This window comes from Dehalobacter sp. TBBPA1, from assembly GCF_040931655.1.
Taxonomy (GTDB): Bacteria; Bacillota; Desulfitobacteriia; order Desulfitobacteriales; family Syntrophobotulaceae; genus Dehalobacter; species Dehalobacter restrictus.
Window position 1 is genome coordinate 1,142,383 of record NZ_CP162385.1, and the last position, 26,958, is coordinate 1,169,340.

Sequence of the window (26,958 nt, forward strand, 5' to 3'; positions counted from 1 at the left end):
ATGCTTTTGGAAGAACAAAGGAAACAGGTCATTGATATTGCCAGACAGGCCCTTCAGTCCGGGTTAATTATGCGGACCATGGGGAATTTCAGCATGCGGGACTCGAAAACAGGCTATGTATGTATAACCCCGAGCGGGATGGATTACTCTGTGGTCAGACCGGAAGATATAGTTGTGATGGATACGCAGCAGATTGTGATCGATGGCAGCCGAAAACCTTCGATTGAAAGCGGGATGCATTGTCTTGCCTACCAGGAAAGACCGGATGTGCTCGGTGTTTGTCATACCCATTCCTGCTTTGCGACAGCCTGGGCCTGTGTGGAGGAACCCTTTCCGCTTGTCTTGGCCGAAATGGCTGCTGTGCTGGGTGAAAAACTTGAAACGGCCCCTTTTTTCCCGATGGGTTCCGAGGAGCTGGCTGAGGCTACGATCCAGACTCTTGGCATACAAAATGCTGTACTGATGAGCAATCATGGCCAGTTGACGGTAGGCCCGACGCTCGACAAAGCCCTGGCCAATGCGCAGCTTGTCGAAGAAGCTGCCAAGATTGCCTGCTATGCAGTCAGTATTGGAAAGCCAAAAATGATTTCTCCCGGGCAGGCCAATTTGCTTCAGCAGTGGATCTCGGAAAATTACGGACAGTAGAGAACAAAAGAGGGAAAACAATGAAGGTAAACCAAACGAACATGATAAACCGTTTCGGTGAATTTAAAGATAAAAAATTAGAGAAGGAGTACGAAGAGTCTGAGTTAATTGTTTTATTTAAATATCTCCGGCCAATCGTACTTCTTCTGGGAATCCTATATTTCCTTTTTGTTATTCCGGACTTCTATTTTGTGAAGAACCCGAAAGCATTTCAATTGATATTTCTGGTAAGAGCCGTCTATTTGATCTTGATAGGTATATTTTTTTTCAGAATGAAATCCATAAAAAAGTATTCAACGCTGTGTTTCTGGGTTACGCTTTATGAAGTAATGGCGTCTGTTGTATTTATTTTTGTCTTTTACCAATATGAATCTCCGGATTTTTTTATTCAAGCTTTTGGTATTATCGCGATTATTTTAGCGGTTTGTTTAGTCCCGAACCGTTGGATCAATATGATCATGGTCTCCGTATTTACTGCGGTCACTTTTTTTGCTGCTTCGATCTATTTCTTGGAGCAAATGGATGCTTCGGATTTTTCCGCGGTAATTTTTTATATCTTTTTAGTGGCGGCCCTGAGCAGTAGCGCTTCATTTAGGACCCACCTTTTTAAAAGAATCCATTTCCTTAACGGCAGAGATCTGATCCAACTGTCTATTAGAGATCCGTTAACCGGGATCTATAACAGGTTGAAATTTGATGATGAGCTTGATAAATGGATCTCCTATGCGAAAAGATATCCTTGTGATCTTTCACTTATGATTTTCGACATTGACTATTTTAAGAAAATTAACGATTGCTTTGGACATTTAACTGGGGATAAGGTTCTGACGGAGGTCACGGATCTGGTCAGAGGAATGATAAGAGAAACAGATATCTTTGCCCGCTGGGGAGGCGAGGAATTCGTTATTCTGCTACCGAATACCCATAAGAGTGAGGCTGTGGAAATAACAGAAAGAATAAGAAAGAGGATATCAGGCTATGATTTCACTTCCGGCCATCTAACCTGCAGTTTCGGAGTAGATTCTTGGCGCAAGGAAGAAGAACGGGACAGTTTTGTGCAGCGTGTTGACACGCTATTGTTGAATGCCAAGGAGATGGGTAAAAACAATGTACAAAGTGACGATGTCCATTTAAACAAGCCAACATTGCTCACTGAATGAACACGGTCATTCGACCATCATAGGAGGAAAGATATGTCAGACTTTGAAAATATTTTGGGTAATGTTAAAACCTGGGTAAGAGAAGTCGGTAATCTTCAGAAAAAAAACTTCCGCAAGGAGAATCTTTATATCGAAACGAAGTCGACAGAAGTAGATTTGGTAACGGAGGTCGACAAGCTTTCGGAAGATTATTTTCTGAAAGCGATTCAGGATAAATATCCCAGCCACAGTATTCTGTCTGAGGAATCCGGGGTGCATCAGAACAAGGATTCGAATTATCTATGGATTATTGATCCGCTGGATGGAACGACGAATTACGCGCAGGGTCTGCCGGTCTTTGCGGTATCGGTGGCACTTCAATATAAGAAAAAAACGGTTCTGGGCGTTGTTTATTTGCCGATGCTGGATCTGCTTTTTGAAGCGGTGGTCGGTCAGGGAGCCAGCCTGAACGGCAAAAGAATAAGCGTTGCCGCTAAATCCAGGTTAAAGGAATGCCTGCTGTCTACTGGTTTCCCATATGACCAGTCTGAAAATCCGGACAACAATACGAACTATTTTGCATACTTTGTGCCTAGATCGAGGGGGATGCGCAGAATCGGCTCCGCAGCCTATGACCTTGCCAATGTGGCCGCAGGAATCATTGACGGCTATTGGGAACTGAATCTAAGTCCCTGGGATGTTGCCGCGGGCATTCTGCTTGTTGAGGAAGCAGGCGGGAAAGTCGCGCTTCTTGAGAAAAAGAGAGGGATATCCCTGATTGCAGGGAATGAAAATATTGTTGGCCAGATATTTCAAGGAATGTCTTCGGTTGACCAGCAAGATATCAGTTGATGACTTTGAACCATTCAAAACCCTTGAGCAGAGGATTGCTGCCCTCACTCCTGAATGTGTTCTAATTTATTTTGCGCAGGACTGTCAATGATCTCACCCTCGTAGGTAAAACGGGATCCATGGCAGGGGCAGTCCCAGGATGCTTCAGCTGAATTCCACTGCAATTCACATCCCAAATGGGTGCAGGTCGTGTCGACAATATGCAGGGCCCCTTGCTGGTCGCGATAAGCACCTGCTCGTTGGCCGTCATGTTCGATGATTTTGCCTTCGCCTCTGGGAATTTCCGCTATGCCCGGGACGGATGACAGTTTGCCGGAAAGCAGGTGTTTGGCGACGTTCAGGTTTTCCTGGACAAAGTTTTTGGCTGAGGCGACCGGCGTAAAGCGGGAAGGGGAATACACATTCATCCAGGGGCTGTAGCCGTTCAGGATAAGGTCCCGGAAAATAAGAGCGGCGGCCGTACCTGCGGTCATTCCCCATTTGCCAAACCCTGTAGCGACGTAGACATCAGGCGTATCGGTCGTGAGATTACCGATATAAGGGACTTCATCCATCGTCGTATAATCCTGTGTGGACCACCGGTAAGGGATATCCTCAACCTCAAAAAGCTGCCTGGCAAAATCTCTGAGTTTTAGGTAATGATTGCGGGTATCTTCTCCCTGCCCCGTCTTGTGATGTTCGCCGCCAACAATTACCAAATTGTTTTCCTTGTCGTGTTGAGAACGTAGGGAACGGGTTGGGTCTTCAGCAGAAATATACATGCCTCCGGGATAATCTCCTTTGATTCTGACACCTAAAGCATAAGAACGTTCGGGATAGAGTCTCGTGAAAAATAAACCCATAGCCTCATAAAAAGGGTAATGAGACGCGATAATAACCTTTGATGCAGCAATTCTTGGCCCGTTATCGGTGAGCACTAAACAAGGGGTGCCTTGCTGAATGTCAACAGCTTTGGTTTGTTCAAAAATATGACTTCCCTTTCCAGGTATTTCCTTGGCAAGTGCGAGCAAATATTTTCGCGGATGAAACTGAGCCTGGTCATCAAAACGAACAGCGCCTTTAATCGGGAGCGGGAGAGGAATTTCCCGCAGGAAAGAAGCTTTGATGCCGAAAGTCTCAGCGATTTTGGCTTCTTCCATGATTTCCGGAATATAACGATCCTGCTGTGTAAAAATATAGGCACTTTGCCGTACAAAATCGCAGTCTATGTTGTTATCCTGAATCAGTCCGGCAATCAACTGTAGGGCAATTTCATTGGCTTGCGCATACTGTCGGGCTTTTTCTTCCCCAAACTTTTTCTGCAGCTTAGCATAGATTAAGGAATGCTGTGAAGTAATCTTGGCGGTCGTATGACCTGTAGTCCCTTGAAGAATGCGGTCGGCCTCAAGGACAACCACCTTATAGCCTTCCTTTTTTAAAAGAAAAGCAGAAGTAATCCCTGCGATTCCGCCGCCAATGACTGCAATATCGGCTTCAACATCCTCATTCAGAGCCGGATACTCGGTCCGGGGTGTCGAAGCCATCCAGTAAGACTGGGGCACTCTTCGGAAATCTGTCGGATAATTTTCCATCGGTTTATCCTCCTGAAAGTGAATAATCTTTGAATCTTACGGTATTATCTTTAGCAGATGAAATAAAAATATCCAATGAACCGGCAATCGTGTAAAATAGTCTTATGATAAGCGACGAAGGAGATACATCGGTGGAAGCATATGATGTGAAGGTGCTCGCAGAACTGAAAAAATGGCAGAGAAAAATGACCAGGAACGCATCGCTGACCGACAGGGTAGCAAAAAATATTCAGAACAGAACGAACAGGCTGATTCCGGATAAAGCTCATGAAATCATCACAGCTGCGATCAAAAATATGGTGGGGGCTGTTTTGACAGGATCCGAATTTACGACAAGGGAACCGCTTAAAAATATTGACCTGAAGGAACGGGATAGACTTGCTTTGGCTAAAATCAGCGTCTACAAAAAAACGGCCAGTCTGGAAGGGGCGGGCACAGGAGCAGGCGGTATCTTGCTTGGATTTGCAGATTTTCCTCTGCTCTTAAGCATCAAAATTAAGTTCTTATTTGAGATGGCAAGCATTTATGGATTTGATGTCAAAGATTTAAGGGAAAGACTATATATCCTTCATCTGTTTCAGCTGTCTTTTTCCAGCAGAGAGAAACGGATGCAGGTCTTTCAAAGGATTTTGGACTGGGATGAATACATTTACAGGCATCCGATTTCAATGGAAACGGTTGATTGGCGCACTTTTCAGCAGGAATACAGAGATTATATTGATCTCGCCAAGCTTTTGCAGCTGGTACCTGTCATCGGAGCTTTTGTCGGTGCAGTAGCGAATTACCGGTTGCTTGGGGAACTAGGCGATACGGCTATGAATGGCTACCGTCTGAGATTATTAAAAGATAAGATAGATACTATGATCTGATTACAAAACCCGATAATTCAATTTGATTATGCTATAGATTAAATCATAACGGAAAATATACCGATATGAATTTGGCGCAAAAAAGGAGGATACGAATGAAGGAACCCGCTGAACAAGATCGTAACGCTGAACTTGAAGAATGGATCTTAATCACTGAAGCCGCGAATGAAATTGAGGCGGATATTATTGAATCTATCCTTGATTCTGAAGAAATTCCCTGCTATAAAAGGTACAATGAAGCCGGGGATTATCTTCGAATCTATATGGGGATGACCAATTTCGGTGTGGAAATCTATATCCCGGGAAATCTGAAGGAAAAGGCGGAAGGCCTTCTGAATTCAATAAATACGCAAGACGACCAGGAATAACAAATATTCTATGCGAGTTTTAAGATTTGTGTTATAACTTAGAGTGTGATAGATAATCATTATTCAATTTATTTCAAAGGGGGAGTTTATCATGCCGCATATCATCGTTAAATTATGGCCCGGCCGAAGTGACGAACAAAAAATAGCCTTAGCCGACAAAATGGCCGAGGCGATGACGGAAATAATGGGAATTCCCGATAAGAATATTTCGGTTTCTTTTGAAGAAGTAGCCAAGGAAAAGTGGACCGAAGAGGTTTATAATACCGACATCCTGGCCAAAGAAAGTCTGTTGTATAAAAAGCCGGGTTATTAATGTTTAGGAGTGGTGTGAATGCGGAAGGTTAAGATTATAACCGACAGTACCAATGACCTTTCAGCAGAATTGCTTCAAGAATATGATATTGATGTTGTTCCGCTGCATGTTGATTTTGGAGAAGAAACCTACAGGGATGGCATAGACTTAATTCCGGCAAGGCTTTTTCAGCTTGTGGAAGAAAAAAAGTTGCTTCCGAAGACGGCAGCTCCTTCACCGTATGCGTATGCAGAATGTTTTCGGGAATATTTTGATCAGGGGCAGGACATTATTGTAATCACCATTTCTGCTCAGATGTCCTCATCTTACCAAAATGCCGCCCTTGCTGCCTCGGAATTTCCACAGGGAAGAATCTGGGTAATTGATTCCCAAAACCTGTCTACAGGCATAGGAGCTTTGGTGATTACAGCTGCCGAATATGCCCGACAGGGGCTCCAGGCGGAAGAAATTTCGGCAAAGATCCGGGATTCGGTTGCCAAGGTCCATGTGAGCTTTGTGATCGATACGCTGGAATACCTTTATAAAGGCGGCAGGTGTAATGTTCTGCAGAACCTAATGGGTAGCGTCCTGAAAATCCGGCCGACCATCGGTGTAGAAAATGGGAAAATGCTTGTCGTTGATAAAGTGCGCGGAGAAAAGAAAAAGGCCTTGGATAAATTGATTGAGAATGCCAGGCGGGATTCTGTAGATTCAAAACAAATCTTCATCACCCACTCCCTGGGAAGTGAAGAGGAAGCCGTCTACTTGAAGTGCGCGTTGCAGGATATTTATCCGTATAAAGAAATTCTGATCACCAATGCAGGCTGCGTGATTTCCAGTCACTGCGGCCAAAAGACAATCGGTGTGATTTATATCAGAAAATAAAACGCCAAAAATGATGGTGCTTTTCAGCTACTTAATCGTAATTACTTAAAAATAGTATTGCGTTATGCCAAATAATAATGCCAAATAATAATAAAGAAATTACAATTTTGACAAAACGTTTACGGAAATGTAACGAAAGTGCTATTAAATTGTAACAAAAGACCATTGAAATCATGGTTTGTTTCTAATATAATAAGTTCTAGTTAATAAAGTTAGGAGCAATCATGGAAAAATTATTAGTAAAGTATGATGATTATTTTCTTGCAGTAGCCAGACCCATTATCGAGCACGATGAATACCAGAAAATGAAAGTGATCCCGCATCACCATGGCTCAGTCTTTGAGCATTCTCTGGACGTTGCTTACCTGTCTTATAAGATTGCCATGAAGTTCAGACTCGATGTCATTTCGACGATCAGAGGGGCACTTCTTCACGACTTCTACTTATACAAGTTTAAGAAAAGAGAAGACAAGAACCTGCTCGCAGAAAGCTACCGGCATTCACGCAATCATCCGAAGATCGCGGTGAAAAATGCGCAGAAATACTTTGAACTGAACAAAAAAGAACAGGATATCATTTCCAATCATATGTTCCCAGTCGGACTGCCAAGAAGTTATGAAGCCTGGGTAACCACAATCGCAGATAAAAGCCTGGCGCTGACCGAATACACCACGAGAGTATACTGCTTTGCCTATCTGAAACTGTATCTGCATCTGGTTCAAAAATCTGCTTAACGCGAATACATTAAAAAATTTATACTGATAACTTTAAAGTATTCAATAAAATCGAATTAAATAGAATCGAATTAATAAAATATAGAAGAATCTAATAATAATCACCATGATCGACGAAGAATGAAATCAACCCATCAGATTCAGAATGTTAACCGGTTTGACCGGTTTTTCTGTTTTGGGACAGAAATAAGCTCTGCTGAACAAAAGCCCGACGGTACGGTTGTTTTTGATGAAAGATATGGTAAAATCTGAATAGAACAAAGAGAACGGGGTGTTTTCTTATGACAGTCAAAGAGTTAAATCAGCTCTTAAAGGAAAAAGGCTATAAATTTACCAGCCAAAGACAGTATGTTTTTGAGGTAGTAACGGAAAATCAGGGAAAGCACCTGAACAGTCAGGAGATTTTCGAGCTTGTCCGTAATAGATTTCCCGAAATTGGTGTTGCTACCGTCTACAGGACGCTATCGCTGTTGGAAGCGATGGGGCTGATTTACGGTGTTGATTTTGAAGATGGATTCCGCAGGTACGATATCGTGAAAGATGACGAGGAACACCGGCACCACCATTTGATTTGTCTGGAGTGCGGAGCCATTAAAGAAGTCGAGGAAGATTTGCTGGGAACAATTGAAGAAAATATTATGAAGAAGAATAAATTCAAAGTAATTAACCACCGTGTTAAGTTTTATGGTTATTGCGAAAAATGTCTGGCAAAGATCGAACGTGATCAATGATCATTAACGTAAAGAAATTATGATGTCATAAGGCATGGATGAAGAATAATGGCAGTAAATCAAAAAACGAACGTCGTAAGGATCCTTAAATCAAAAGAGATCCGGCATGAAGTCTATGAATATGAAGTGGAAGACGGACTGATAGACGCTGTATCCGTAGCCCGGAAGATGGGATTTGACCCGGAACGGGTATTTAAAACGCTTGTTACAACCGGAAAAACAACAGGGACCAATGTTTTCATTATCCCTGGAAATTGCGAGCTGAATTTAAAAAAAGCTGCCGAGGCAGCCGGGGACAAAAATATTGAGATGCATAAATCTAAAGAACTTTTGCCGCTCACGGGCTATATTCACGGCGGCTGTTCCCCTATCGGGATGAAGAGGGATTTTCCGACCTATCTTGAGGAGATGGCCTCGGAATATGATTACATCATTATCAGTGCGGGAAAAATCGGGATGCAAGTGAAACTTGATACGGCGGAACTCGTCAAACTGACGGATGCCAAACTGGCTGACCTTGTATAGTTCAGTCGGCTTTCTACTTTCTAGAACCGGTTAGAACTTCTCAATTGAGAATTATCTGTAAGAGCATCCTGGTAAGAACAAATCTTTATACTTCGCTATAGTACCGGTGCCAGAAGTCGCGAAATGGACTCTTTAAACTTGATCAGACCGGAACGCTTCGCATATTTCTCGGGCGTCAGTTCGGTACATAAAAGCAGATCTTCATTATAAATTTTACAGAGATTTTCCGAAATGCCGACATCATAAATAAATGCATTGACTTCAAAATTCAGTCGAAAGCTTCTGATGTCAAAATTCGCCGTACCGACAGAAGCTATTTTTTTATCGACCACGATGGTTTTCGAGTGCAGAAAACCGTTATTGTAGATATAGATCTTAGCCCCGGCTTTGATCAGTTCCCCGACAAAGGAATACGTTGCCCAGTAGACAAAAATATGATCCGGTTTGTTCGGGATCATTATTTTTACGTCGACACCGGATAGCGCGGCAATTTTCAGAACTTCGAGGATACTGGAGTCAGGTACAAAATAAGGCGTGTGAATATAGATAGATTTCTTGGCGGAGTTGATCATTTTGATATAACCCTGCTTGATTTCTTCGTGGGGAGAATCCGGGCCGGAGGAGACGATCTGAATACCGCTCGTTCCGACAACTGCTGGTTCCGGATAATACTTCGCCGAATGCTTGATTTTTTCACCTGAAGCAACTTTCCAGTCCAGCAGGAATCTCGTCTGCATACTGAGAACGGCGGTGCCTGTTATTTTGAGGTGAGTATCACGCCAATACCCCATCTTTTTCTTCAGGTTGATGTATTCATTGCCGACATTGAAGCCGCCGATATAACCTATCTGACCGTCAATGATCACTAGTTTACGGTGGTTTCTGTAATTGAGCCTCAGGTTAATATAACTCAGAAATGAAGGGAAAAATTTTTCGACACTTCCACCGGCATCAATCAGAGGCTGAAAATCATCCTTCCGCAGTTTGTTACCGAAGGAATCAACCAATAGCCTGACTTCAAGGCCTTCTTTGGCTTTTTCGGTCAGAATTTTGATTAATTGCAGTCCCAACGAATCTCTTTTAATAATAAAATACAGAACGTGAATATGGTCTTTGGCTTCGAGGATCGTGCGAAAAAGGTCTTCGAATTTCTTTCTGCCGTTTGTAAATATTTCTACGCTATTGTCCTGGGAAAAGAGTGCCTGGCTCTGAATCTGATGTAGCAGAATCATATCTTTGTAGTTTTCCATCGCTGGGTCATTAAAGGTCAATCTTCCAGACTGAAGATCTTCAATTTCTTTGTTTAAAAGCGCAGCATATTTCAAATGTTCCTCCGCTCCGAGTTGGAACATTTTTTTGCGCGTCAGATTCTGAGAAAACATAAAATATAGAATTGCTCCACCGGCGGGGAACAAAAATAAAACAAGAATCCAGGCCAAGGTGGAGGTTGGATTTCTTCTTTCTAAAAAGATAACGGTACAGGCCAGTAAAATATTGATAATATATAAAACGGTAACAACGTGGGAACTGAGTTCTGTAAAGGATAGTGTCATTATATCGTTCCTCTCAAAAACATCTGTTTATTCTTTTATATCAGAAAGATGTCAAGCTGGCAATTATTTTGTAAAATGGCAAATTTTCATAGAACGGCACAATACTGGGAATAACATGGAGAGGATAAAATATTCCTAATTGGAGGCAAGCCATGACATTTCTTGCACTGCTCACAGCTTGCTTGATTTGGCTGCTGGTTTTAGCGCTGTTCAAAATCAATCTGGTCATCGATTATACTTTCGAAAATTTTAGCAGTATGCTGAAGATACATTATCAAGCTGCATTGTTCCGGTCCAATCTGGAGATAAACATTCCGGCAGAGATGGTCTCGACTGGCTTTCTTTATTTTCTGTTGAACAGCATAGAAAATATACAGCAAAATGACTGCCCGGACAGAAAATCAAAAAATAATGCTGACTCGACCAGAAAACGTTACCGGTTGATAAAGCATTTTCTGCGGGAGGCTGTTCGTCATTATGGCTATTCTTCCGCAAGTATCAGACGGCTGCAACAAGGTTTTTCCAAAATCATCCGCTCTTTTTATCGCAAAATGACTGTTCATTCCCTCCAGGCCGAGCTTGAGCTTGGCGGCAGGGATGCTGCTGAGACGGGTTACTTGACGGGAGCCTGCTGGACAGCTTTTGGGTTTATCTCGGCAAGACTGCACAGGTATAACCCACTAAAGCAAGATGACTTTAGATACCGGGTAATTCCGAATTTTACCGAAAATATATTTTTATTTAGACTTTGCTGCATATTAAATCTAAAAAGCAGCCATATTATTTTTACAGGCTATAAATTCCTATTAATGATCTTAAAAAACAGGAGGACTAGGAATTATGGATGAACATCCAATTGAAAATCTGATGCAGACAGCGATGGATAGTATCCAAAAAATGATAAATGTAAACACAGTGATTGGAGACCCGGTCGAAACACCAAGTGGCTCTGTGATTATACCTGTTTCCAGGGTATCCTGTGGCTTTGCAGCCGGCGGCAGCGAATTCTCTTCCACTGAGGGAGAAAAAGAGGAGGAGAAAAAAAATGAAAACGCTTCCAAGATGCCTTTTGGTGGAGGAAGCGGCGGTGGGGTATCGGTAAAACCTGTAGGTTTTCTGGTTGTAAACCAAAATCAGGTCCGACTGCTTCCGGTCGAAGGAAATATGATTGCAGAACGTATCATTGACGAAATGCCTAATCTAATGGATAAATTGTCCCATATGGTCAATAGAAAGAGATTCCACCGTGAAGACGGGTATGAAGAAAGGTGCTAATAAAGTATATATGCCGACAAACAGCATGTCCTTGATATCGTCGAGATATTTTTGAAATTGTCTATTCTTCTATTCCCCCTGCTGAAAACATACATTTTAAGCAGGGGGTTTCTGTTATGGTCAATTTGATCTGGCTGGTTATGCTGATCTGCGGCATTATTGTCGCTGCCCTGAATGGAAATATCGATCAGGTCACTGCGTCGGCCCTTCAGGCTTCTGAACTCGGGATAGAAGTGGCAATCGAGTTAATGGGTGTCATGAGCCTGTGGCTGGGTATCATGCATATTGCCGAAAAAGCAGGACTCATCCGGCACTTGGCCAGAATAAGCGCCCCATTGGTCAGAAAACTTTTTCCATCGCTCAGGGCGGATAGTCCTGCCTTCGGCCCAATTGTCATGAATCTCTGTGCGAATATCCTCGGTCTGGGTAATGCCGCTACGCCGTTTGGCCTGAAGGCCATGCAGGAGTTACAGAAAGAAAACCCGGATCAGGAAACAGCCAGTCCCGCGATGATTACGTTTCTGGCGCTGAATACGTCCTGTATTACGATTATTCCGGCTACAATCATTGCTGTCAGAATGAAAGCCGGATCGGCCAATCCAGTCGAGATCATTGGGACGACAGTTTTTGCCACAGGGTGTGCCATGGCCTCAGCCATCATTGCAGATGTTCTTTTTAGAAAGAGGAACGGATTATGACCATCATCTCTGAGCTTGCCAGATGGGCTATTCCGTTTATTTTATTTTTTGTGCCGCTTTATGGTTACCTTCATAAAGTTCCAGTCTATGAGACATTTGTTGAGGGGGCGGAGAATGGCTTTAAAACCGCCGTAAAAATTATTCCGTTTTTAATTGGAATGCTGGTGTCCATTAAAGTGTTTGTGGATTCTGGTGCCCTGGATCTGTTAATCAACCTTCTTCGACCTCTTTTTTTAGCTATGGACTGGAATCCAGACCTGTTAGGCATTATTCCTTTGGCCGTTATGCGGCCACTGAGCGGTTCAGGGGCCCTTGGGGTTGCAACTGAACTGATCCATCAATACGGACCTGATTCGTTTATCGGCCGACTTGCTTCCACGCTCCAAGGAAGCACAGATACCACCTTTTTTGTGCTTGCCGTCTATTTTGGCTCAGTCGGCATCAAAAAACACAGATATGCTTTAAAAGTCGGACTGCTCGCTGATGCAGTCGGACTGATTGCTTCAATCTGGATCGTCAGCAGGGTCTTTGGATAAGGGTTTGCTTTCTACAGTTTTTTTGCTAAAATCAATTGAGAGATGTTTTGTTAATGGTGGTTTTTTGATGGATTGTTCCGGAGATCAATCTGAACGTTTGCAAAAAGCGATGGCTCGTTTGGGCGTCGCTTCTCGGCGTCATGCCGAAATTCTGATCAGTCAGGGACTTGTAAAAGTGAATGGACAGACCGTAACGCAGCCGGGTTTTAAGGTAACGCCTGAGGATGTCATCGAAGTCAACGCTAAGACGTATTCTTCAGGACCAAACGAAGACCTGGTCTACGTCATGCTTTATAAACCTGCGGGTGTTATTACAAGTGTTACGGATCCCCATCAAAGGAAAACGGTGATTGATTTACTTGGCCAGAATATTAAAGAAAGAGTCTATCCGGTCGGCAGACTGGATTATGACACTTCAGGACTTCTGCTTCTGACCAATGACGGGGAACTTACATTTCGGCTGACGCATCCAAGTTTTGGCGTGGAAAAAGTATACCGGGCCTCAGTCGCCGGTAATATTTCTGATCAGGCAATCAGGACGCTTGAGTCGGGTGTACACCTCGAGGATGGTATGACTTCTCCTGCGAAAATTAAGAAGCTTTCCCGTTATAAAAGCGGCAACCAGACCGAAATTGAGCTTGCCATTCACGAAGGAAAGAACAGGCAGGTCAGGAGAATGCTTGAGCAGGTCGGATACCCCGTTTTTCGCTTGCGCAGAATCTGTTTTGGCCCGCTCCAGCTGGATCCAAAAATGACGGCAGGAGAATACCGACTGTTAACGACTTCTGAAGTCAATGCTTTGAAGGAAGCAGTAAGTATACGGTGATTATTTTATATCATTTGTAAGTAATAGGTAATCAATGCGAAATAAATATTGATATTGCGGGGAGAAAGCATGAATCTGAAACCAGCAAAAACGAAAAGAATCTACGAAGAAATAGTTGATCAAATCAGTACGCTGGTTGCTGAAGGACAAATCAAAGCAGGTGATAAGCTTCCTTCCGAACGGGATCTTGCGGAGAGGCTGCAGGTCAGCAGGGCATCTGTCCGGGAAGCGCTCAGTGCTTTGGAAATTATGGGTTTGCTGGAAATCCGAAGCGGAGAAGGAACCTATATTAAACATGTTAATATCGAGTCTGTCATTGCTCCTTTGCCATGGGTGCTTTCTCTGGAGAAAGATACCATTTTTGAAATGATGGAGATAAGAAAAATCCTGGAGACCCAGGCTGCCGCACTGGCAGCAGAAAGGGCTGAATATCAGGATCTTTCCGCAATGAGGGGTTCTCTTATTGAGATCAGAAAGGGTCAGAATACGGGCCGGCAGGACTGTCCCTGTGACCGGGATTTTCACGATGCTATAGCTAAAGGAACGAAGAATAAGATGCTGATCCACATGCTCCATATGATTTCAGATATCATGCACCAGACATTGAAGACGAATTGGGCAGATACTTTTGAAAAAGAGGGCATGTCGGAACTTCTTTATCAGGAACATGAGGAAATATATCAGGCGATCGAAGCAGAATTACCTGAAGAAGCGCATGCCGGAATGCTTCGTCATCTCGAAAGAATTGAAAATGAATTTCGCAAAGGATATGAATAATCATGAAGAAATACAATCAAATGCTGTATCATCCCGACAACTGTCTGAACAAGAAGAAGCCCTATCCCCGGGATTGCAGGCTTTGTATTGAAGCCTGCCCGCATAAGTCCATCGGTGATAAGAAAGAGATTTCGATAGAAAGCTGTACGGAATGCGGTGTCTGTATGGCTGTTTGCCCCTCTGACGGTTTTGTGGACAGAGACATGAAAAACCTCGGAGAGTACCTTTTGGAAAACGGAAATTGCGTATTAAATTGTCCAATGGCTGCGCCTGCCGGTTATGAAATTGCCTGCCTCGGGATGCTGGACAGGGATGCCTGGACAGTTTTAATGCTTTTGGCAGAATCCAAACAGGTCAGAATCCTTACAGGGGACTGTTCCAATTGCCAGGATAAACAGGCTGCAGCGGTCAGCCAGCGCTTCTATCTGGAGGTTAGCCAGCAATGGACGGATCATCCCGGGTTAAAGCTGGAGATTCTCCCTGCTGAAGAAGGCGCAGCAAAATCGGATTACGGTCCCGGACGTTTTGCTCGTGGCCGATCGAAAAAAGGGTTGAAAAACAGGTTGCGTGAATTTGGCAAAGATAGAATCACGGCAGCGTTTCCGGCTATCGAAGCAGAAGAATCCTATACCATTCCGAGGACCCGTCAATGGCTGGCAGAGACACTGAAACAGAAACCAAATAAGAAGGTTCCTTTTCAGGCAATCAGATATACCGACCAGTGCAACGGCTGCGGCGTTTGTACCAAAATATGTCCGCAGCAGGCGCTCACACTGAAACAGAAAGAGAATAAAATGCTTTTGATTTATGAACCGCTCCAGTGCGTTCAATGCGGTCGCTGTGTGGACATCTGCGGCTCCCGGGCTCTGAGCTTTGCATATCTGATGTTTCCGTTCAAGTTTCTGGCCGGTAAGGTTATTGTCGGAGAAGCGAATTCCTATTATTGCCGGGAGTGCGGCAAACAGATCTTCAGCGATACGGATTCAGGCCTATGTGCTGCTTGTGCAGCGCATTCAACGAATATTGAAGGTAGGTAAACAGCCACGCTATGCATCCTACTCCATTTGAAGTTGTCTAGATATTACGGAGACTGATCTCTAAAGTTATTTTAGAAAGTGTTGTTGGTTTGCAATCAACATATTGGAAAGCAGGGAGGATGGATTGTGGTTAAAAAGGTTGTTGTAATAGGCGGTGGGGCTGCAGGCATGATGGCAGCGGGCCAGGCTGCTTTCGTTGGAGCAGAGGTGGTACTCCTTGAAAAAATGACGAGACTCGGCAGTAAGATTGCGATCTCCGGTAAAGGTCGGTGCAATCTTACCAATGCGGGGGATATCAGTAATTTTGTAAGTTTTTATCCCGGAAACGGAAAATTTCTATACGCTTCCTTAAAAGAGTTCGGCAATGAGGCGTTGATTCATTTTTTTCAAGACTATGGTGTCGAAACAAAAGTAGAAAGAGGTGGAAGAGTGTTTCCGACAGCCGACGATTCGGAGGTAATCGTTAAGGCTTTAAAGAAGTATCTGGAACGAACATGCGTAAAAATCAGGCTTAACCAGGCTGTCAAAAAAGTCATGATCGAAGACGGGAAAGTAACCGGTGTTCAGCTGGCTGTCTCCGATGAAGTGCTTCCGGCAGATGCTGTGATCGTTGCCACGGGAGGAGCATCCTACCCTGGAACAGGATCAACCGGGGACGGATATACGCTGGCTGAAAAAGCAGGACATCGGATCATTAAGCCGCTGCCTGCGCTTGTTCCGCTCAAAACCCTTGAAAAATGGCCGAAAGAGCTTCAAGGATTGACGCTGAAGAATACGGCTGCCTCAATCTGGATCGACGGGAAAAAGCAGGGAGAAGAATTTGGGGAGATGCTGTTTACGCATTTTGGTTTATCCGGTCCGATTATTCTAACCTTAAGCAGGATTGCTTCCAAGGCTTTGGACCAAAAACAGAAGGTTGAGCTGAAAATAAACCTAAAGCCCGCCCTTACTTCTGAGCAGATAGATTCAAGGCTGCAGAGGGATTTTCTGAAGTATGGTAACAAGCAGTTTAAGAACACCCTGGACGATCTTCTCCCGCAGAGTATGATTCCTGTGATGGTCGCTTTATCGGAGATTGACCCAGAGAAGGTTGTTAATAAAGTTACTAAAGAAGAAAGGAAAAGACTCTGCCGGTTATTTCAGGAGCTTGTACTTCATATAACGGCGACGCTCGGTATGGCGACAGCAATTGTTACCTTCGGGGGTGTTGACGCCAAGCAAATTAATCCAACCACAATGGAATCCCGTTTGGTCAAAGGGTTGTATTTTGCCGGAGAAGTCATTGATATCGACGGCGTAACAGGCGGCTACAACCTCCAGGCAGCTTTCTCAACCGGCTACAAAGCCGGAAAAGCGACGGCCAGGATGAGCTAATGCCGAATGAGCCATAGAAGCAAGGAGCGACAAGATTATGGCAGACGGCTATGCTCTTGGGTAGGTCTGGAGGCCACAATACCGCTTTTCGGCTATTGCGCCCTCCATGGTGCAAAAAGCCGCGCTCCGCATCGTGCTCCGCTCACAGCGGAACTGTGGCCCCCAGACTGATCATAAGGTTATTTAAGCGGGGTTGTATGCCAGAATGCAGCTCGTTATCTAGCGCATTCGAGGAGCAGTTCAGCAAACGCCTTTCATGTAAGCTTATCAGCGACTTCCTGTTAGAAGGTCTTCATGCCACAGTAACCGCGCAAGTGGAATATGGGCGAAGGTACAGGATTGCTTGGGAAGCCAAGGATGATAACATACCCGACTTGCAGTTTAGTCTTCTGGTCAGATAAGTAAGACATTCATAATTAGCTGCTTCGAAGAGCAACATTCTAGTTACAGACATGCTTAAATAATCCTTAGATATCAGGCTGCGTCTCACAATTCCGTGCAAGTGGCATGCAGACCAACCCCAGATAAGGTTTTATAGATGCCTTACAGAATGATGTCGGTATGCAAATTCCTGACGGCGCATACATATTACTGAGGTGAGTCAGATGCGCTCCAGGAGATTTTCTTTCCCGCGCCAAAAAGTGTCAAGGTTTCAGGGCTTTGAGAAAACAGCCATCAGGATTATGGCAGTTTGTACAGTATTGTTAGGGCTGTATCAGCTGAAAGCATTTACTGATCCCGTCGAGTTCTATTTGAAATTTTCCGGAGAAATAGATGCCCCGGCCTTTAAATACAGCGAAAATGTAAACAGCGGCTCGATTAGTCTCTCCTTTGAGATAACTCCTGACAGTGTTGTAATGGTTAGACAAAATGACCAGGATATTGGAACCATTGAAAATGGGAAAAGCATCACAGTTGAACCGGGAACCGTTGTTCTGGATGCAACCAGCATTCCTTATCCGGTCACTGTCAATGTGATTCTGAATAATAAAACATATTCGATTGAACTTAACGGGGATGTCAAAAGTTTTGATGTGAAGTTAAAATCTGCTGAGGCCAGCTGATAAGCTCGTCGTAAGTCCCTCAAGATAAGCTTTGCTAATCTCCGGAAATTCATGTAAGATAATGAAAGCAGGTGTTGTTTTTTCTGACATCGCCTCTTTTTTTAGCGTGTAATTGTTTGTTAGCGTCATGAAAGAACGTTTGCCTAGAAGGAGGATTGACTATGGTGCCGGATAGTAAGACGGTTGCTCTGGCTGCTTTAAGAATGGCAATGAGTGAAACCAGAGAAGAGGAAAGTGCGCTTAAACAGAAATTTTTAGCGGATAGCATCAAGTCAGTTGCCGTAGATTACGGCGGAGATTATCTGGCTTCAATTAAAAAGCTTGTCGAAAGGGCGATTGTTGCTTCGAAACGTGAAGGGGTAATCCACGATTCCCATGGCGACGAAGGGGCCGTCGCGGGCGCGACACGTGAGGCTTTAAGCCAGATTATGCCGAAAGCAGCGGGGCTGAATATCGGAGGAAAAATTGGGATTGCCCACCGCGGTGATCATCTCAGCGTGGCCGTGTTTTTTGGGGTAGGGTTGCTGCATTTGGATGAAGTAGCCGTAGGCCTTGGACACAGGGTTGCCCCACGAAGCTGAAAATATAGAAAACTTGGCTGTGGCCAATCCTTTTGGCAACAGCCTTAGTTGCACTTAGATCTATCAGAAAGGAACGTATTCTTTCTGATAGAATAAAAAAGGCTCCGGTTAAGGAGCAGAGTGTCAGTGAATAAAGATAAGAGGCGATGATCGCTGATTCAGATTTAGCTTTCGTGTGCTGCGAACATATCATCATTCGAATCTTTTTGCCAGAACTTCTGAATGTGTTTTTCGATTTTTTTGCCATATCTTTTATAAGTACAACCCAGCAAAAATCCCCCCACCATGGCAGAACCCATGAACAGCAAGCTATGATCCGATTTTTTGGAATAAAGCATCCTAACAGCCTCCTTCCGCTGTATATATTTCTGTGTAATTCATTTGAATTTATTATGTATAGATCTGAAAAAAATAATCTAGGATAATTTATGTAATTGCAGAGGATGAAATATGAAATTGAATTTTAAGGCCTTAGCTTATTTTGTGATCGGTATGGCAGTTGTTTTTTTATTGATGCCATTCATCAGTTATTCTATCTATCAGTTCTTTCCTGAAATCAAAACGGCCTATTATCTTTCCATGATTACTTCGAATACCCTGTTTGTTTTTTTGATTATGCTGATTATGTTCAAAAATAGGCTTTCCCTGAATGACCTGGGCTGGAGAAGGACCAGTCTTGCTTCCACCCTTATTGATGTATTCAAAATCTGTTTTTTGGTCTGGCTGATTAATATGATCTATATGGTACTTCTGTATTATTCAGGCCAGACGACGGCAGAAAATGAACTGGTAAAGCTCCTGCAGGACCCGACAATTTCCATGTTCATTGCGAACATTTTTCTGATCGCCGTTATTGTTCCTTTTATTGAGGAAACGCTGTTCCGGGGAGTACTGCTCGGCTGTTTGCGAAATTATTTCGGCAAATGGACGGCGATTGTAATCAGTGCCTGCATTTTTTCCGCTCTGCATTTTGATTTGACCGGCTTCATTCCGAAGCTGGTTCTCGGAATCGGACTTGGCTTTTTATATACCAAACATGATTCGATTTATCCGGCAATCGGGCTTCATGCGCTGAATAACTTACTGGCGGTTATCGGGGTCTCAGTATCTTAAACCGTAAAGTGAATTGTAAGCGATCATTTTGCTGTGGTATAATTTTGGCAGATGCGAGCTTCGAAACAGCGCGCAAGATTAAGATTTTTTCGATTGGAGCATCGTTTTGGAACATTTGCGTGAAAATCATTTGCAGGTGGCGATTGACGGTCCTGCCGGGGCAGGAAAAAGTACCATTGCGAGAATCGTTGCCGACAAACTTGGCTTGTATTATCTTGATACAGGTGCGATGTATCGATCTGTAGCTTATAAAGCCCTTGCTTCAGGAATTTCCCTTCAGGATGAAAAGGCAGTAACAGATCTAGCCCGGATCATTGACATCAGACTAAGCCATAATGACCGTCAAACCGTATTCTGCGACGGGGAAGATGTTACCTCTAAAATCCGGGATGTTGAGGTAAGCAGGGCAGTATCACTGATTGCATCTTATCCCGGGGTTCGTAACCGGCTGGTTGAACTACAGCGTCAGGAAGCACTGAAGGGCAATATCGTGATGGATGGCAGGGATATCGGTACATACGTCCTGCCGGATGCCGGAATTAAGATTTTTCTGACGGCTTCGGCTTCTGAACGTGCACGTCGGAGATACCTTGAGAATATCAAAGAGGGTAAGATGGTATCTTTGGAAGAAATACGCTCGGATATTGAAAAACGAGATGCAGTAGATTCCCAGAGAAAATTTGCACCGCTGAAACCAGCTAAGGACGCGGTGATCCTCGATACGACAGGGTTAACGATTGATGAAGTTGTTGCCAAGATCATTAGAATTATCAGGGAGGATTAAAGTGATGCTGTATTCATTGGCGAAGGGAATCATGACCCTTGTTCTGAAGGTCAAAGGATGTAAGATAACAGGCCTGGAAAATTTTCCTGCAGAAGGACCTGTGATTATAGCCTGCAATCATATAAGCCTCTGGGATCCGATTATTGTTGGCTGTTCGATGCCAAGACAGGTATATTTCATGGCGAAAGAGGAGCTTTTCTCGATACCATTGTTAGGGCAGATTCTGCACGGACTTGGTACTTTCCCGGTTAAACGTGGGAAGGGCGATATCGGGGCATTCCGAAAATCGGTCAGGCTGTTAAAAGAAGGAAAAGTTCTGGGGATATTTCCGGAAGGTACCCGCTCCAAAACCGGTAACATTCAGGAAGCCATGGCAGGGATCGTTTTGATTGTAAACAAAAGCCATGCCCCGATTCTGCCGGTCAAGGTATATGGAGCCAGAGGATTATTAACCCAAAAAAGGGGCAAGATAGGGATAATTATCGGTAAGCCATTTTATGCCGATAACCTTGAAATCCCTGAAAAGACTGAAAATAGCAGGGAATGGCTTGCCAATAAAATCATGGATGTTGTGAATGAAATGTAAAAATCATAAAAGGTTAACAAGGTATTAGAAGGAATTTTGTTTTTCTCAGCGAAATAGACGTGATAGGCATAAAAGGAGGGCAGTTTTGTTGACGATTCAGCGAGCGGCAAAAGCAGGTTTCTGTTTTGGAGTTAAACGGGCGATTGAATTGGCTGAAAAAGCTGCCGGCACCGGGTTGACTGCATCTTTGGGACCGCTCATTCATAACCAGCAAGTTGTTGATTATTTGGCTGAGAAAGGATTGGAAGTCATTCACTCTGTTGATGAGGCTAAAATGGGTCAACAGCTTGTAATCAGGTCGCATGGCGTTCCCCCGGAAACGTACGAGGAAGCAAAGGAACGCGGAATTACCATTATTGATGCAACGTGTCCTTATGTTCAAAAAGCGCAAAGAATGGCCGCAAGCTCATCAGCAAACAGTTTTGTCATTGTTGTCGGTGACAAAAGCCATCCGGAAGTTAAAGGGATCCTGGGATGGGCAGGAAGTAATGCCCTCGCCATTGAGACGCTGGCCGAGGCTGAAGATTTGCCGTACTACCCGAGAATTACAGTCTTAGCCCAAACAACACAGCAAAAAAGCCATTTTTTTACGGTTGTTGAAGAATTAAAAAAACATACTGGGGAGCTGATCGTCCAGAATACGATCTGCGCGGCAACTGAAGAACGTCAGGCCTCAGCCAGGGAATTGGCTGAAAAAGTGGATCTGATGATTGTCGTGGGGGGCTTGAGCAGTTCCAACACACGAAAACTGGGATCGATCTGCAGTGGGAAAACGAAAACATACTGTATCGAAACAGCTGAAGAATTACTGGAGATCTGGTTTACGGATGCTAAAATTACCGGCCTGACAGCAGGAGCTTCCACACCGGATTGGATTATCGAGGAGGTTTACAAGAAAATGTCGGAGTTTATGGAAAAAACACAGATCCAAGAGGCTGAGGAAAGCGTTGTGAAGACGGTTAGTACAGTTAGTGATGAAGAGAACATGATGGAAAATTTTGATAAGGGACTGCCCAAACTTTATCGGGGCGCGATTGTCAAAGGGACCGTCGTAAAAATAACAGGCGATGAGGTATTTGTGGATATTGCCTGGAAATCGGAGGGCATGATTCCTTTTGAGGAGCTTTCCGCTACCAAGGTTTCGAATATTAATGATCTCGTTAAAATTGGTGACACGATTTCCGTGATGGTCATGCGTGTTGAAAACCAGGAAGGCTACCCTGTTTTATCCCGTAAACGGGCCAATGAGGTTGAAGCGAAGGAACAGTTGGCCCATCTGGCCGAATCAAAAGAAGAAGTTCAGGCAGTCGTTACGGAAGCAGTCAAAGGCGGACTTCTGGTCGACCTCGGAATGAGAGGCTTTGTGCCTGCTTCTCAGGTTGAGACCGGCTTCGTAGACAATCTTGAAAAATATATCGGGAAAACACTTCGTTTAAGAGTCATCGAGTACGATGAATACAAGAAGAAACTGGTTCTTTCCCAAAAGGCTATTTTAGCTGAAGAGCAGGAAGGTAAAAAAGAAAAGCTTCTGGAGACGCTTAAGGAAGGCGATATCGTCAAGGGAACAGTCCGCCGCCTGGCCGATTTTGGTGCGTTTGTTGATCTTGGCGGTATTGACGGGCTGCTGCACATCTCGGATATGGCTTTCTCCAGAGTAAAACACCCGTCGGAGATCGTGAATGTCGATGATGAAGTTGAAGTTCAGATCTTAGCGATTGATACCCAAAAAGGCAGGATTTCCCTCGGGTTAAAACAGCTTAAAACGAATCCGTGGTCTGCTGCTGCTGAAAAATATGCCGTGGGATCCATCGTACACGGCAAAGTCGTCAGAATCGCACCTTTCGGCGCTTTCGTGGAACTGGAGGACGGGATCGATGCGCTGGTGCATATTTCCCAGCTGGCCGACCACAGGGTCATGAAAGTACAGGATATCGTACAGGTTGGCCAGGAGATCACAGCCAAAGTCATCGATTTTAAACCGGAAGATAAAAAAATAAGCTTGAGTATCCGGGAACTGCTTACGGAAGCCAGTGAAGCCAGTGCCCGTCAGGATTTGGAGAACCAACCGGAAATACCTGAAGTTACGATAGGCGAGAAAATCGGAAATATTCCGGATACAGACGTGGACACACTTTAATAAAATTAATGCATCAAATGGCTTCTTGCTTTGATTTGGCAGGAAGTCATTTCACTTCAGACGGAATTAATGCAACAGGAGGTCAAAAGATGGCTGTTCAGAAGATAAAAACAAAAAAACCTGACTTTATTCTGTTATTTTCTGCAGTCATCATTTTGGCAGTTGGTCTGATTATGGTTTTAAGTGCCAGCTCCTCTTTTTCCTATGAGAATACCAATAATTCTTATTATTTATTTTTTAAGCAGCTGCGCTGGGTAAGCCTTGGAATAGTGGCAGCCGGGGCGGCGGTTTTTATTCCTTTGAAGTTTTTCCGGAAGATTTCCGGGCTGAGTATTCTCGTCAGTGTCATCCTGCTCCTGTTGGTCGAATTCAGCAATATGTCTATTACTACGAAAGGATCGGCCCGCTGGCTGGATATTTTTGGGATGTCCGTACAGCCATCGGAGATTGCGAAACTGGCCATCGTTTTTTTCTTCGCCTATATTCTTAGCCGCTATCCGATAAAGAAGTTTACGGATATCTTCCTGCCTATTGGTGTGCTCGCGGTCATTTTCTTGCTGGTTTATAAACAGCCCGACCTTGGAACCGCGATTGTCATCCTGGCGGCAGGAGGGTTTATGCTTTTGATGACCGAGCTTCCGACAGGTTATTTTCTGGCTGCGATACCTCTAATTGGCATCCCGGGATTCTACCTGGTCAAAGGTGAAGAGTATCAGTGGAACAGAATTTTAGGCTGGCTGCATCCATGGGAATATGCAACGACCTTCGGCTACCAGCAGATTAATGCCCAGATAGCCTTCGGGTCGGGTGGACTGCTCGGGATAGGTATCGGGAGAAGCAATGAAGGGCTCGGGTTTTTGCCTGAAAATTATACGGATACTATTTTTGCCGTGATCGGACAAGAATTTGGTTTCTTCGGGACTTCGCTTATGCTTTTGTGTTTTATCGTACTCATTGGGCGCGGCTATGCCATATCCCGGCAATGTCCGGATGGATTCGGACGGATGCTCGGATTTGGGATCACAACGATCCTGGGCATCCAAACCATGATTAATCTTTGTGTTGTAACCGGTCTTTTTCCGGTAACGGGGATCACGCTTCCTCTCGTATCCTATGGAGGAAGCTCCCTGCTTGTAACCATGTTTGAAATAGGTATTTTATTGAATATTTCGCGCTTCCGACAGGATAAGCTGTTGCGAAGCAGCTAGCAGACTAATCATAAGGTTATTTATGTTTCAATTTGGGTAGTTATTTGAAAAATGGTTTACTAGTACCTTTATAATAGCCATTATAGTATAATAAAAAGGTTAACCAAGTGCTAAACGTTTTACGTTGGAAAAGGATGGAAAAGATGCCCAATGGGTTGATGGTATCTGCTGTCATGAAAAACAGTATTGCTGCTGAGATGGAAATTGAACCCGGAGATGAGATTCTCCAGGTGGATCAGCACAATGTTCAGGATATTTTGGATTTGCAGTATTGGACCGCTGAAGAAGAATTTACATTGATCATTCAGAAGAAGAATCATGAGATCTGGGAACTGGAGATTATCAAGGAACCGGAGGAACTGCTCGGTATCGAAGTCAGCAGCGTAGGCCGAGACGGACTAATGAAGTGTCGAAATAACTGTGTTTTCTGCTTTGTCCGGCAGATGCCTCCCGGGATGAGATCATCGCTGTACGATCTGGATGACGATTACCGGTTGTCGGTGAACCAGGGGAGCTATATCACTCTGTCCAACCTGAAGGAGAAGGATTTTCAGAGAATCATCGAAATGCATCTAAGTCCTTTGTATATCTCCGTTCATGCATGGAATCCCGTCGTCAGGGAGAAACTGATGAGAAACAGGCAGGCCGGGAAGCTGGCGGAGCAAATAAAAAGGCTTGCTGAAGCCGGTCTTGTTCTTCATACGCAGATCGTTCTGGTTCCTGATTACAATGACCGGGAGATCTTGCAGGAAACCGTGGAGAACCTTGCGGCCTTTTTCCCACAGGTCCAGTCCATTGGGATTGTTCCGGTCGGCTTAACAAAGTACAGGGATGGATTGCCTGAACTTCGGACTGTAACGCCGGAGGAGGCCAAGGAAGTCCTGGATATCGGCATAGAATGTCAGCAGAAATACCGAAAACGGACCGGACTAAACCTTGTTTATTTTTCTGATGAATTTTATATCCTTGCCGGCAGAGATATTCCGTCATATCCAGAATATGATGACTTTCCGCAACTGGAAAACGGCATTGGCATGGCCCGAAAGTTTCAGGAAGAAATCCGGATGTGTCTCTGTGACCTGCCGCGGCAGATTCCGGAAAGAAAGATACATCTCGTAACTGGTTCATCGGCAGCGGCATATTTCCGGTCCAGGGTCGCGGAGCTGCCTGCAGTTCAGGGTGTACATATTACAGTTCATGAGATTGGCAACCGTTTTTTTGGACCTGCGGTGACCGTAGCAGGGTTGCTCACGGCTCAGGACATCGCACTGCAACTGGGTGACCTGCAGGGAGAGTATTTCTTACTGTCGCGCGTGATGCTGAGAGCCGGTGAAGAAGTATTCCTCGATGGATATGATGTCCGGTGGTTGACCGAACAGGTCAATGGCATACCGGTAGTTGTGGAGAATGATGGTCAATCTTTTATAGAAGGACTTTTTGGGATAACGATTGGAGGTTCGGAAAATGAGTAAACCTGTGGTAGCAATTGTCGGGCGTCCGAATGTCGGGAAATCGACGCTATTTAACAGAATCGTCGGCGGCTTGGTGGCCATCGTTGAAAATACCCCCGGGGTAACAAGGGATCGGTTATATTTTGATGCTGAATGGCTTGGCAGAAAATTTACGCTGATTGATACCGGCGGTATAGAATTTAAAGATGAAACGACACCGCTTTCATCGAAGATGAAACAGCAGGCCGAAATCGCAGTCGATGAAGCTGATGTCATCATGTTTCTTGTCGATGCCAAATCCGGGATTACGCCGGATGATCAGCAGATCGCCAGATACCTGCGGAAATCGAGCAAACCGGTATTGCTGGTTGCGAATAAAGTAGAAAAATTTACCCGATTTGAGGCAGAGGCCCATGAATTTCTGCCGCTGGGTTTCGGTGATCCGATTCCGGTCTCGGCCGTTCACGGCATGAATACCGGGGATCTTCTCGATACGCTTGTTTCGGCCCTGCCGGAAGATGCCGCGGCCGACTATGACCCGGATGTGATTAAAATCGCCGTGATTGGCAGACCGAATGTCGGCAAATCATCCATTGTCAATATGCTGCTCGGGGAGGAACGGGTCATTGTCAGTGACATACCCGGAACGACCAGGGATGCGATCGATACTCCGTTTACGTATGAAGGCAGAAATTATGTATTGATCGATACGGCCGGTATCAGGCGCAAGAAAAAAATCTCCGAAGTCACGGAAAACTACAGTGTAGTGCGTTCTTTCCGGGCTGTGGACAGGTCGGATGTCGTACTGATGGTGATTAATGCCATCGAAGGCGTAACAGACCAGGACAAGAAAATTGTCGGCTATGCACATGAAGCAGGAAAAGGTCTCATCCTTGTGATCAATAAATGGGATCTAGTGATCAAAGATGAGAAAACCATCAATAAATATGAAAAAGATATCCGGGAAGAACTGGCTTTTGTCCTTTATGCACCCACGCAGTTCGTTTCGGCCAAGACAGGCCAAAGAATCAATAAAATTATGGATCTGGTGGAATTTGTTGCAGAGCAGACCAGCAGACGTATCTCGACCAGCACCTTAAACAACCTGCTACGGGAATGGGTGCATCTGAATCCACCGCCATCGGATAAAGGCGTACGGCTAAAGATTTTATATGCAACACAAAGCAGTGTTCAGCCCCCGACCTTTATATTCTTTGTGAATGATCCGGAGCTTGTTCACTTTTCGTATAAGCGCTATCTGGAAAATCAGCTGCGTAAGAACTTTGGCTTTGAAGGTTCGCCAATCAGAATGATCATGCGAAAAAGAGACGAAGAAAAACAATAATC

The 26,958-nt window shown here is 44.4% G+C and carries 31 protein-coding genes; 28 read left to right on the top strand and 3 right to left on the bottom strand.

Annotated elements, in window-relative coordinates; translation table 11 throughout:
• The 3 genes from AB3489_RS05690 to AB3489_RS05700 are packed head-to-tail and all read left to right on the top strand — an operon-like array spanning window position 1 to window position 2,636.
• Window positions 1–645, top strand: a complete 645-nt coding sequence (locus AB3489_RS05690; RefSeq protein WP_368294280.1) for a class II aldolase/adducin family protein — start codon at window positions 1–3, stop codon at window positions 643–645.
• Window positions 646–665: 20 nt separating this feature from the next.
• Complete coding sequence (locus AB3489_RS05695; protein ID WP_368294282.1) at window positions 666–1,805, top strand: GGDEF domain-containing protein; 1,140 nt, start codon at window positions 666–668, stop codon at window positions 1,803–1,805.
• Between the two features lie 33 nt (window positions 1,806–1,838).
• Window positions 1,839–2,636 carry an inositol monophosphatase family protein gene (locus AB3489_RS05700; RefSeq protein WP_015043082.1) on the top strand — a complete coding sequence of 266 codons (798 nt, stop codon included), beginning with the start codon at window positions 1,839–1,841 and terminating at the stop codon, window positions 2,634–2,636.
• A 44-nt stretch (window positions 2,637–2,680) separates the two neighbouring features.
• Here the strand turns inward: AB3489_RS05700 and AB3489_RS05705 are convergent, their stop codons facing one another.
• The gene (locus AB3489_RS05705) at window positions 2,681–4,207 is read right to left on the bottom strand and encodes an FAD-dependent oxidoreductase (RefSeq protein WP_368294284.1); all 1,527 of its coding nucleotides are present in this window, start codon (window positions 4,205–4,207) and stop codon (window positions 2,681–2,683) included.
• 131 nt (window positions 4,208–4,338) lie between these two features.
• Between AB3489_RS05705 and AB3489_RS05710 the strand changes: the two genes are divergently transcribed.
• The 8 genes from AB3489_RS05710 to ybaK all read left to right on the top strand — a co-directional run bounded on the left by AB3489_RS05710 (window position 4,339) and on the right by ybaK (window position 8,611).
• Complete coding sequence (locus tag AB3489_RS05710) at window positions 4,339–5,076, top strand: EcsC family protein (RefSeq protein WP_368294286.1); 738 nt, start codon at window positions 4,339–4,341, stop codon at window positions 5,074–5,076.
• A gap of 95 nt (window positions 5,077–5,171) precedes the next feature.
• Window positions 5,172–5,444 (top strand): DUF2007 domain-containing protein, encoded by a 273-nt coding sequence (locus AB3489_RS05715; protein ID WP_368294287.1) that lies wholly within the window; start codon window positions 5,172–5,174, stop codon window positions 5,442–5,444.
• Between the two features lie 91 nt (window positions 5,445–5,535).
• On the top strand, window positions 5,536–5,757 hold the full coding sequence (locus AB3489_RS05720; protein ID WP_025205828.1) for a tautomerase family protein: 222 nt from the start codon (window positions 5,536–5,538) through the stop codon (window positions 5,755–5,757).
• Window positions 5,758–5,775: 18 nt separating this feature from the next.
• Window positions 5,776–6,621 carry a DegV family protein gene (locus AB3489_RS05725; RefSeq protein WP_368294288.1) on the top strand — a complete coding sequence of 282 codons (846 nt, stop codon included), beginning with the start codon at window positions 5,776–5,778 and terminating at the stop codon, window positions 6,619–6,621.
• 224 nt (window positions 6,622–6,845) lie between these two features.
• Window positions 6,846–7,355 (top strand): HD domain-containing protein, encoded by a 510-nt coding sequence (locus AB3489_RS05730; protein WP_368294289.1) that lies wholly within the window; start codon window positions 6,846–6,848, stop codon window positions 7,353–7,355.
• A gap of 120 nt (window positions 7,356–7,475) precedes the next feature.
• A complete protein-coding gene (locus tag AB3489_RS05735; protein WP_368294290.1) occupies window positions 7,476–7,607 on the top strand; it encodes a hypothetical protein in 132 nt (43 codons plus the stop codon).
• Between the two features lie 29 nt (window positions 7,608–7,636).
• Window positions 7,637–8,086 (top strand): Fur family transcriptional regulator, encoded by a 450-nt coding sequence (locus AB3489_RS05740; protein ID WP_368294291.1) that lies wholly within the window; start codon window positions 7,637–7,639, stop codon window positions 8,084–8,086.
• Window positions 8,087–8,134: 48 nt separating this feature from the next.
• Window positions 8,135–8,611 carry a Cys-tRNA(Pro) deacylase gene (gene ybaK, locus AB3489_RS05745; RefSeq protein ID WP_368294292.1) on the top strand — a complete coding sequence of 159 codons (477 nt, stop codon included), beginning with the start codon at window positions 8,135–8,137 and terminating at the stop codon, window positions 8,609–8,611.
• A gap of 95 nt (window positions 8,612–8,706) precedes the next feature.
• Here ybaK and cls read toward each other — a convergent pair whose 3' ends face one another.
• The gene (cls, locus tag AB3489_RS05750; protein ID WP_019226330.1) at window positions 8,707–10,164 is read right to left on the bottom strand and encodes a cardiolipin synthase; all 1,458 of its coding nucleotides are present in this window, start codon (window positions 10,162–10,164) and stop codon (window positions 8,707–8,709) included.
• A gap of 152 nt (window positions 10,165–10,316) precedes the next feature.
• Here cls and AB3489_RS05755 point away from each other — a divergent pair, with 152 nt between their 5' ends.
• From AB3489_RS05755 to AB3489_RS05800, 10 genes are all read left to right on the top strand, one after another.
• On the top strand, window positions 10,317–11,012 hold the full coding sequence (locus AB3489_RS05755) for a DUF2953 domain-containing protein (RefSeq protein WP_368294293.1): 696 nt from the start codon (window positions 10,317–10,319) through the stop codon (window positions 11,010–11,012).
• The gene (gene ytfJ / locus AB3489_RS05760; RefSeq protein WP_368294294.1) at window positions 11,005–11,439 is read left to right on the top strand and encodes a GerW family sporulation protein; all 435 of its coding nucleotides are present in this window, start codon (window positions 11,005–11,007) and stop codon (window positions 11,437–11,439) included. The genes AB3489_RS05755 and ytfJ overlap by 8 nt, the downstream gene beginning before the upstream one ends.
• A 116-nt stretch (window positions 11,440–11,555) precedes the next feature.
• Entirely contained in the window at window positions 11,556–12,137 is a 582-nt protein-coding gene (locus AB3489_RS05765) for a nucleoside recognition domain-containing protein (RefSeq protein WP_368294295.1), read from the top strand.
• Window positions 12,134–12,673: a spore maturation protein gene (locus tag AB3489_RS05770; RefSeq protein WP_368294296.1), complete on the top strand. Its 540-nt coding sequence runs from the start codon at window positions 12,134–12,136 to the stop codon at window positions 12,671–12,673. The genes AB3489_RS05765 and AB3489_RS05770 overlap by 4 nt, the downstream gene beginning before the upstream one ends.
• Window positions 12,674–12,740: 67 nt before the next feature.
• Complete coding sequence (locus AB3489_RS05775) at window positions 12,741–13,499, top strand: pseudouridine synthase (protein ID WP_368294297.1); 759 nt, start codon at window positions 12,741–12,743, stop codon at window positions 13,497–13,499.
• 69 nt (window positions 13,500–13,568) lie between these two features.
• Window positions 13,569–14,276 carry a FadR/GntR family transcriptional regulator gene (locus tag AB3489_RS05780; RefSeq protein WP_368294298.1) on the top strand — a complete coding sequence of 236 codons (708 nt, stop codon included), beginning with the start codon at window positions 13,569–13,571 and terminating at the stop codon, window positions 14,274–14,276.
• A 2-nt stretch (window positions 14,277–14,278) separates the two neighbouring features.
• Window positions 14,279–15,313, top strand: coding sequence for a 4Fe-4S dicluster domain-containing protein (locus AB3489_RS05785; RefSeq protein WP_368294299.1), 1,035 nt, complete (start codon window positions 14,279–14,281; stop codon window positions 15,311–15,313).
• A 126-nt stretch (window positions 15,314–15,439) separates the two neighbouring features.
• Window positions 15,440–16,687, top strand: coding sequence for an NAD(P)/FAD-dependent oxidoreductase (locus AB3489_RS05790; RefSeq protein WP_368294300.1), 1,248 nt, complete (start codon window positions 15,440–15,442; stop codon window positions 16,685–16,687).
• Between the two features lie 641 nt (window positions 16,688–17,328).
• Complete coding sequence (locus AB3489_RS05795) at window positions 17,329–17,751, top strand: hypothetical protein (RefSeq protein WP_368294301.1); 423 nt, start codon at window positions 17,329–17,331, stop codon at window positions 17,749–17,751.
• A gap of 161 nt (window positions 17,752–17,912) precedes the next feature.
• A complete protein-coding gene (locus tag AB3489_RS05800) occupies window positions 17,913–18,332 on the top strand; it encodes a HutP family protein (protein WP_368294302.1) in 420 nt (139 codons plus the stop codon).
• Between the two features lie 164 nt (window positions 18,333–18,496).
• Here the strand turns inward: AB3489_RS05800 and AB3489_RS05805 are convergent, their stop codons facing one another.
• Window positions 18,497–18,670 carry a hypothetical protein gene (locus AB3489_RS05805; RefSeq protein ID WP_368294303.1) on the bottom strand — a complete coding sequence of 58 codons (174 nt, stop codon included), beginning with the start codon at window positions 18,668–18,670 and terminating at the stop codon, window positions 18,497–18,499.
• 112 nt (window positions 18,671–18,782) lie between these two features.
• Between AB3489_RS05805 and AB3489_RS05810 the strand changes: the two genes are divergently transcribed.
• From AB3489_RS05810 to der, 7 genes are all read left to right on the top strand, one after another.
• A complete protein-coding gene (locus AB3489_RS05810; RefSeq protein WP_368294304.1) occupies window positions 18,783–19,445 on the top strand; it encodes a lysostaphin resistance A-like protein in 663 nt (220 codons plus the stop codon).
• Window positions 19,446–19,551: 106 nt separating this feature from the next.
• On the top strand, window positions 19,552–20,229 hold the full coding sequence (cmk, locus tag AB3489_RS05815; RefSeq protein ID WP_368294305.1) for a (d)CMP kinase: 678 nt from the start codon (window positions 19,552–19,554) through the stop codon (window positions 20,227–20,229).
• A gap of 4 nt (window positions 20,230–20,233) precedes the next feature.
• A complete protein-coding gene (locus AB3489_RS05820; protein WP_019226342.1) occupies window positions 20,234–20,815 on the top strand; it encodes a 1-acyl-sn-glycerol-3-phosphate acyltransferase in 582 nt (193 codons plus the stop codon).
• Between the two features lie 88 nt (window positions 20,816–20,903).
• On the top strand, window positions 20,904–22,952 hold the full coding sequence (locus tag AB3489_RS05825) for a bifunctional 4-hydroxy-3-methylbut-2-enyl diphosphate reductase/30S ribosomal protein S1 (RefSeq protein WP_019226343.1): 2,049 nt from the start codon (window positions 20,904–20,906) through the stop codon (window positions 22,950–22,952).
• Window positions 22,953–23,041: 89 nt separating this feature from the next.
• Window positions 23,042–24,160, top strand: a complete 1,119-nt coding sequence (locus AB3489_RS05830) for an FtsW/RodA/SpoVE family cell cycle protein (protein WP_368294306.1) — start codon at window positions 23,042–23,044, stop codon at window positions 24,158–24,160.
• Window positions 24,161–24,303: 143 nt separating this feature from the next.
• Entirely contained in the window at window positions 24,304–25,632 is a 1,329-nt protein-coding gene (locus AB3489_RS05835) for a DUF512 domain-containing protein (protein ID WP_368294307.1), read from the top strand.
• Window positions 25,625–26,956 carry a ribosome biogenesis GTPase Der gene (der, locus tag AB3489_RS05840; RefSeq protein WP_368294308.1) on the top strand — a complete coding sequence of 444 codons (1,332 nt, stop codon included), beginning with the start codon at window positions 25,625–25,627 and terminating at the stop codon, window positions 26,954–26,956. The genes AB3489_RS05835 and der overlap by 8 nt, the downstream gene beginning before the upstream one ends.
• Window positions 26,957–26,958: the final 2 nt, after the last annotated feature.

Bases quoted from the DNA above. Each gene is read 5' to 3' on its own strand.
- AB3489_RS05735 (WP_368294290.1), top strand. From the start codon at position 7,476: ATGAAATCAACCCATCAGATTCAGAATGTTAACCGGTTTGACCGGTTT.
- AB3489_RS05690 (WP_368294280.1), top strand. From the start codon at position 1: ATGCTTTTGGAAGAACAAAGGAAACAGGTCATTGATATTGCCAGACAG.
- AB3489_RS05720 (WP_025205828.1), top strand. From the start codon at position 5,536: ATGCCGCATATCATCGTTAAATTATGGCCCGGCCGAAGTGACGAACAA.
- AB3489_RS05785 (WP_368294299.1), top strand. From the start codon at position 14,279: ATGAAGAAATACAATCAAATGCTGTATCATCCCGACAACTGTCTGAAC.
- AB3489_RS05705 (WP_368294284.1), bottom strand. From the start codon at position 4,207: ATGGAAAATTATCCGACAGATTTCCGAAGAGTGCCCCAGTCTTACTGG.
- AB3489_RS05730 (WP_368294289.1), top strand. From the start codon at position 6,846: ATGGAAAAATTATTAGTAAAGTATGATGATTATTTTCTTGCAGTAGCC.
- AB3489_RS05780 (WP_368294298.1), top strand. From the start codon at position 13,569: ATGAATCTGAAACCAGCAAAAACGAAAAGAATCTACGAAGAAATAGTT.
- AB3489_RS05765 (WP_368294295.1), top strand. From the start codon at position 11,556: ATGGTCAATTTGATCTGGCTGGTTATGCTGATCTGCGGCATTATTGTC.
- AB3489_RS05700 (WP_015043082.1), top strand. From the start codon at position 1,839: ATGTCAGACTTTGAAAATATTTTGGGTAATGTTAAAACCTGGGTAAGA.
- AB3489_RS05715 (WP_368294287.1), top strand. From the start codon at position 5,172: ATGAAGGAACCCGCTGAACAAGATCGTAACGCTGAACTTGAAGAATGG.
- AB3489_RS05830 (WP_368294306.1), top strand. From the start codon at position 23,042: ATGGCTGTTCAGAAGATAAAAACAAAAAAACCTGACTTTATTCTGTTA.
- cls (WP_019226330.1), bottom strand. From the start codon at position 10,164: ATGACACTATCCTTTACAGAACTCAGTTCCCACGTTGTTACCGTTTTA.
- AB3489_RS05725 (WP_368294288.1), top strand. From the start codon at position 5,776: ATGCGGAAGGTTAAGATTATAACCGACAGTACCAATGACCTTTCAGCA.
- AB3489_RS05805 (WP_368294303.1), bottom strand. From the start codon at position 18,670: ATGCTTTATTCCAAAAAATCGGATCATAGCTTGCTGTTCATGGGTTCT.
- AB3489_RS05835 (WP_368294307.1), top strand. From the start codon at position 24,304: ATGCCCAATGGGTTGATGGTATCTGCTGTCATGAAAAACAGTATTGCT.
- AB3489_RS05695 (WP_368294282.1), top strand. From the start codon at position 666: ATGAAGGTAAACCAAACGAACATGATAAACCGTTTCGGTGAATTTAAA.
- der (WP_368294308.1), top strand. From the start codon at position 25,625: ATGAGTAAACCTGTGGTAGCAATTGTCGGGCGTCCGAATGTCGGGAAA.
- AB3489_RS05775 (WP_368294297.1), top strand. From the start codon at position 12,741: ATGGATTGTTCCGGAGATCAATCTGAACGTTTGCAAAAAGCGATGGCT.
- AB3489_RS05810 (WP_368294304.1), top strand. From the start codon at position 18,783: ATGAAATTGAATTTTAAGGCCTTAGCTTATTTTGTGATCGGTATGGCA.
- AB3489_RS05740 (WP_368294291.1), top strand. From the start codon at position 7,637: ATGACAGTCAAAGAGTTAAATCAGCTCTTAAAGGAAAAAGGCTATAAA.
- ytfJ (WP_368294294.1), top strand. From the start codon at position 11,005: ATGGATGAACATCCAATTGAAAATCTGATGCAGACAGCGATGGATAGT.
- AB3489_RS05820 (WP_019226342.1), top strand. From the start codon at position 20,234: ATGCTGTATTCATTGGCGAAGGGAATCATGACCCTTGTTCTGAAGGTC.
- AB3489_RS05800 (WP_368294302.1), top strand. From the start codon at position 17,913: ATGGTGCCGGATAGTAAGACGGTTGCTCTGGCTGCTTTAAGAATGGCA.
- AB3489_RS05770 (WP_368294296.1), top strand. From the start codon at position 12,134: ATGACCATCATCTCTGAGCTTGCCAGATGGGCTATTCCGTTTATTTTA.
- ybaK (WP_368294292.1), top strand. From the start codon at position 8,135: ATGGCAGTAAATCAAAAAACGAACGTCGTAAGGATCCTTAAATCAAAA.
- AB3489_RS05755 (WP_368294293.1), top strand. From the start codon at position 10,317: ATGACATTTCTTGCACTGCTCACAGCTTGCTTGATTTGGCTGCTGGTT.